The following is a 4,832-nucleotide window of genomic DNA, read 5'->3' as shown; positions in this document are numbered from 1 at the left end:
TTGTCCTAGTGACACTTTTCAGTGTCCCCATCGTCTAGAGGCCTAGGACACCGCCCTTTCACGGCGGTAACAGGGGTTCGAATCCCCTTGGGGACGCCACTTACTTTTAAGTAGGGTAGTGTTATTAAAAGCTTGTCTGAAACAAGTTTAAAAATTCAGTTGTCCTAGTGACACTTTTCAGTGTCCCCATCGTCTAGAGGCCTAGGACACCGCCCTTTCACGGCGGTAACAGGGGTTCGAATCCCCTTGGGGACGCCACTTACTTTTATTTTAAGTAACGTGCTGGCAGTGTGACACCGCACTCTCTATGCACGACGTTATCAAGAGTACTAATCTCTTGGGGACGCCACTTACTTTTATTTTAAGTAATGTGCTAGCAGTGTAACACCGCACTCTCTATGCACGACGTTATCAAGAGTACTAATCTTTTGCAGCATCGCAACTTCCTATCTTAAGCAATACACCTCTTTTTAATTTAATGTCTTAGTCAATAATCTATAAATAAAAAATATACTTCACAGCTATATAACGTCTTACCCCACAAAATAACCATTATGACCAACAGAGCCTAGATCTCTAAAACAATATTCAGCCTTAATAAAGTTAGCTTTTACTATGATATGTATACATCCAAATTATTAGGAGGGTCTATGGCTAGTGGTTGGGCAAAAGAAGGCGCAGTTCAAGAGCAAATTGATGCCAGTGTTAACGACGCCGTACAGTATGCAAGAAGCAATTTAATATCGGGTGCAAGTGCAGAGCTATGTGAAGAGTGCGATGAAACAATCCCTCAAGCGCGCAGGCTAGCATTACCGGGTGTTCGTTACTGTGTTAGCTGCCAGCAAGCAATAGAAGGTAAGGGCGCGGCTGCAGGAGCGGTAAATCGCCGTGCCAGTAAAGACAGCCAATTAAGGTAAAAAGGTGCTAAATAGCACCTTTTAAATTACCTACTTCGACTCAGTAAACCCAGTAGTTAAAAGTTACTCATATCGGCTTTTTTCTGAATAAGCTCAATAGCATAACCGTCAGGGTCTTTAACAAAAGCAATTTCAGTGCTGCCACCTTTTACTGGCCCAGGCTCTCGGCTAACGTTACCGCCAGCTGCTTTAATATCCTCACAGGCTTTATAAATATCGTCAAATTCAATCGCAATATGGCCATAAGCGTTACCTAGGTCGTAGCTGTCTGTATCCCAGTTATAGGTAAGCTCAAGTACTGTATTATCTTTTTCATCACCATAGCCCACGAATGCCAGTGTGTAGCGATATTCTTCGTTATCAGCGCGGCGTAATTCTTTCATACCCAGTACGTTTGTATAAAACGCAATTGATTTTTCTAAATCAGCAACCCGTAACATAGTGTGTAACAAACGCATTTAAATTTACCTCAGTTTATTCTGTAAAATATCGAGCGTGCGATTATAAATAATTTCAGATCATAATACTGTATCATCACCATGAGTATTTATAGCTCGTAGCAGTATTACGCTATATTTATTTTTCAACCTTACCTTTAAGAACATAAATTTCGCCATCAAAGCTGCCTTGAATCGTCAATCCTTGTCCTGCCAATTCTTTCAGATAGTCTATATGCTCTTGTGTAATATGCTGCCCCGGAACCAACAACGGAATACCCGGTGGATAGGGCGTGACTAAACCGGCACAAATACGGTTGTTACTTTTGCTTATAGGCACCGATTCGCGCTCGCCATAAAAAGCTTCGCTTGGAATACACGCTAAGTCGATGGCTGGTAAATTTTCAGGCAAGCGAGAACGCCGCGTCGATGTGGCTAGTTTTACCTTACCACTATCGAGTTTTTTCAACGCATTGTATAAACGAATGATCTTTGACCGTGTACCGCCAAGGGTGAGTAACACCAAAATGGTGCTGTGAGTGTATTTCTCTATCTCTAGGCCAATTTCATCTAGCAAGAATTTATGAATATCCTTTAATGAATAAGGTAATTCACTAATATCGATGAGGATTTTTAGCGGATCGTGGCCCATATTATCCCCACTAAAGTGCGGAAATATTTTCATGAAATCTTGCTTACCAAGCACTTTAATATGCTTTAGCGAGGCCATTTGTTGTTTAAATTCGTCCACATGGTTTAACAAGGCATTGAGTAACTTATAGCCTTCCATCTCTAATTGCTTTTGGCACACATCAAGTGAAGCGATAAGCTGATACTTTGGCGATGTGCTGGCATAAATACTGTAAATTTCTCGAAAGAAATCAGCATCAAAATCGGGGTCATTAACATGGATATAAGACGCCTGAGAAAACGCCGAAACCACTTTATGCGCTGAATGAGTAACATAATCGGCCCCAGCATGAATCGCAGAATAATAACGTAAGCTCGGATGAAACAGCGAGTAAGCAAACCACGCTTCGTCAATAAACACTTTAATCCCATGTTTGTGGGCGTAATCGACCACTTGTTTCAAATCACTAAGAAGACCATCGTAAGTACAACCAGTCAACACGAGTAATTTAGCATCGGTATTTTGCTCGATTGCCTGCTTAATATCGGCCAACGACGGCGGCGCAAAGATGCCATATTTAGGGTTTAAAACACTCGACAAATAAATGGGTAAACTAGCTGATTGCAAAATGCCATAGTGCACCGATTTATGGCAATTGCGGTCGATGATCACTTTATCGCCTTTGCGCAGCAGCGTCTGCAAGATGATTTTATTTGAGGTAGACGAGCCATTGGTAACAAAATAAGTATGCTTAACTTCAAACGTTGCGGCGGCTGACTCCTGAGCGCGGCCAATGGTATTGGTGCTATCTGATAACGATCCTAACGAATCGACCGACACCGACAGATCCCCCACAAACACATTTCGACCATAAAACTGGTAAAAATCTTTGATATAAGGGGAGTTTCTAAAACTAGAACCGCCACTATGACCCGGTGTATGCCATGAATCATTCGACTCGCCAACATAGCGGCGGTACGCCGTCCAAAATGGGGTTTCTGAGCGGTCATCGAAATCGTTGATCATATAACCTAAAATCGCTTCTGGATCGGAAATTACCTCATCTTTAAAGAAAAAAGACTCTATCTCCTCCGACTCATTAACAATTTCTAGCCCTTTAGTGTCGTCGCCAATAACATACACAGGCAACTCGATACGGATCCCTTTTAACTGCTCAATAAAGCGACTATAAGTACGTTCGCCAACCTTGTTTTGTACATCCCAGCTCAGTACCACGGCCTGAATATCGCCATCTTCCGTTACATGCTCTAACGCTTGCTTTAGCTCAACACATTCAATGATATCGATATCAACATCACCGCGCTCAAAATTAGGAATGGTTTTAGAGAGATTAGTTGCAAGGTCCTGCAAGGTGGCGGGATCTTGCTCAATTAGCAATATACGAAGTAACGGTAACATAGAGAGTCGCAATAAAAATTTTATAATGCTCAACAGCATAACGAATGGATTAACAGTTGTGAAATTAATAGTTTAAAATGTGCCAATAATTACGGCAAATCACCAATAAATAGCTTTTATTTAAATTGACTTACAAAGTATGGAACATGGAAGGTACCAAAGTCAGGCGCATACGTTAATAAACAACATGTAATACTGGAATACGCATTAATTGATGAGCTTTATTAGCTCATGTCTGACTTACAGCTATGAGCGATAACCGTACGTTGTGATTGGCTAAATATAATAGTTAATTGATTGGTCAAACAGTCCTTTGCGCATATATTCATGAAAATGTGCTGCGCGCGCATATTGTTCTATTTAACTTTACTTTAAAGTGTTAGAAAACTTAGAGATAGTAATACCTTAGGTTATTTGTTAAAACATATAATGTAGATAAATGAGCCTGGAGTCGGCAGAAATATGCGCGACGAGCGCACTATTAAATTGTTATGAGAAGGAATCATCATGAGCATTAAACAACAAGTCGAAGATGCTGCGTTTCTCGCTGAAAATAAAAGATACTTAGGTGCTCTTACTAATTTGATGCTTGGTGTTGCTGCTTCGTCTAGAAAAACTTTTCCAAAAGGTAAAACTAAATCACTAGAAAATCCAACCAAGGAGATGAGTGATAGAGAGGCATTTACTCTATTTGTTGGTGGTAGGATCAGAAAAATTCTTTTTGGAGATTTTGGTGGGCCTGATATTGGTAATAGCGGAATTAGTGTAAATTTCAAGGGTAAGCAGCATGATGTAGCTTATATCCTCTATAAGTACTATCGCTGTGAACTGGTGCATGAAGGCGAGCTACCAGAAGATATTGAATTTGTTGCTCCAAGTGCAGATCAAAATCTAAAAGTTGGTAATGGTGCTGTGAACGTATCAATTGGTTGCGGCAATACGATGGTCCTTGACTACGGTTGGATCGACCTTTTGATTAACGCCGTTGTGTACGCCCGATGTAATGGAAAAATATTTGGCATTGATCATTTCGACTTGGTTCCTAATGCTGGAGTTTGTGAAGAAGAACATTGTAATTTAATGGTTCAAGATTACGGAATAACTCCTGGTCGTTATCAGATTTTAAAGGAAGCAACGCGACATATAACCCCTAGTAGTGTCGTCAATGATGATGATGAATCATTAGTCAAAAAGTTTAATGAACTTGTGTCAAAAAATATTATTAATGGCGGTGCAATAACAGGACTTTCGAGTCATGCCTTGTCAGATAGAAGTGGCATGCTTTTACCCAAAGGGCTTGAGATTATTAGGAAAATAGGGGCGAATTATGAACTTGTGGCAGCATGATCTCATAACAAAGCATTGCATCGGACTCGCTGCGCTGAATGCGGCGTTACGAACGTCCGGAAATGGCACATATGGGACCAC

4 protein-coding genes and 2 tRNA genes are annotated in these 4,832 nt (G+C 40.8%); 4 read left to right on the top strand and 2 right to left on the bottom strand.

The genetic code is table 11. The features are described from left to right. Positions 1-23 precede the first annotated feature (23 nt). The 3 genes from ABYB02_RS14670 to ABYB02_RS14660 all read left to right on the top strand — a co-directional run bounded on the left by ABYB02_RS14670 (position 24) and on the right by ABYB02_RS14660 (position 917). A tRNA-Glu gene (locus ABYB02_RS14670) sits at positions 24-99 on the top strand. A gap of 83 nt (positions 100-182) precedes the next feature. After that, a tRNA-Glu gene (locus tag ABYB02_RS14665) sits at positions 183-258 on the top strand. 392 nt (positions 259-650) lie between these two features. Further along, the gene (locus tag ABYB02_RS14660) at positions 651-917 is read left to right on the top strand and encodes a DksA/TraR family C4-type zinc finger protein (RefSeq protein WP_372763152.1); all 267 of its coding nucleotides are present in this window, start codon (positions 651-653) and stop codon (positions 915-917) included. A 56-nt stretch (positions 918-973) separates the two neighbouring features. On the opposite strand, the gene gloA is transcribed toward ABYB02_RS14660, so the two are convergent. Both gloA and ABYB02_RS14650 read right to left on the bottom strand, forming a co-directional pair. Further along, entirely contained in the window at positions 974-1,375 is a 402-nt protein-coding gene (gloA, locus tag ABYB02_RS14655; RefSeq protein WP_372763151.1) for a lactoylglutathione lyase, read from the bottom strand. 118 nt (positions 1,376-1,493) lie between these two features. Beyond that, entirely contained in the window at positions 1,494-3,404 is a 1,911-nt protein-coding gene (locus ABYB02_RS14650; protein ID WP_372763150.1) for an aminotransferase class I/II-fold pyridoxal phosphate-dependent enzyme, read from the bottom strand. A gap of 507 nt (positions 3,405-3,911) precedes the next feature. Here ABYB02_RS14650 and ABYB02_RS14645 point away from each other — a divergent pair. After that, the gene (locus ABYB02_RS14645) at positions 3,912-4,751 is read left to right on the top strand and encodes a hypothetical protein (RefSeq protein WP_372763149.1); all 840 of its coding nucleotides are present in this window, start codon (positions 3,912-3,914) and stop codon (positions 4,749-4,751) included. Positions 4,752-4,832: the final 81 nt, after the last annotated feature.

The sequence above is a fragment of the Pseudoalteromonas sp. genome (assembly GCF_041613455.1).
Taxonomy (GTDB): domain Bacteria; phylum Pseudomonadota; class Gammaproteobacteria; order Enterobacterales; family Alteromonadaceae; genus Pseudoalteromonas.
Note: the sequence above shows the minus strand (reverse complement) of the source record. Positions and strands in the feature narration are given on the sequence as shown.